Annotated in this window: 1 protein-coding gene; it reads left to right on the forward strand. The window is 52.4% G+C overall.

What is annotated here, in order from left to right:
• The coding region (locus ACKWMY_RS28200) for an IS110 family transposase (RefSeq protein ID WP_409487546.1) at nt 1-857 on the forward strand (857 nt) is incomplete at both ends.

The raw sequence follows: 857 nt of genomic DNA on the forward strand, positions 1-857 counted from the left end.
CCAGGTCCACGGAATTGACGAACACGGCAAGCGGTTGTTCAACAAGCAACTCAAACGAGCAAAAATGCTTTCCTTTTTTGCCAACATCCCTCCCTGTTTGATCGGCATGGAAGCCTGTGCTTCTGCCCACTTTTGGGCCGGCAAACTCATGTCGATGGGCCATAACGTCAAGCTGATGGCCCCTCAGTTCGTCAAGCCCTATGTCAAAACCAATAAGCATGATGCTGCAGACGCAGAGGCTATTTGCGAAGCCGTCACACGACCCAACATGCGGTTCGTGCCGGTCAAAACCGCTGAGCAGCAAGCCGTATTGGCACTTCACCGGAGTCGTCAGAGTTTCATTAAGCAACGGACCGCTCAGGCGAATCAAATTCGGGGACTATTGGCTGAATTTGGCATCGTCGTGCCCCGGGGGATCCAGCAGCTACAGCGACAGTTACCTGAGATCCTGGAAGATGCTGATAACTCGTTGCCATCTCTGTTCCGTGTACAGCTGAGTCTGTTACAGCACCATATGGCATATCTGTTCGATGTCATCGCTACGCTCGACAAGCAGATTGAGCAGTGCTACCGCCAAAATGCGCTATGCCAGCGTATCAGCAAGATCCCAGGCATTGGCCCTGTTACCGCCACCGCACTAATTGCGACTATCGGCAACGCCAGCAATTTCGAAAATAGCCGACAGTTGGCTGCCTGGCTAGGACTGGTTCCACGCCAGCATTCAAGTGGTGGCAAACAAGTCTTGCTCGGGATAAGCAAACGAGGCGATATTTATTTACGAACCTTACTCATTCACGGTGCTAGGGCTGTGTTGCAGTCGGTCAAACGTAAACAGGATGCTGTATCGGGATGGGCCA

It is taken from the genome of Serratia sp. J2 (assembly GCF_046269175.1).
Taxonomy (GTDB): Bacteria; Pseudomonadota; Gammaproteobacteria; order Enterobacterales; family Enterobacteriaceae; genus Chania; species Chania fonticola_C.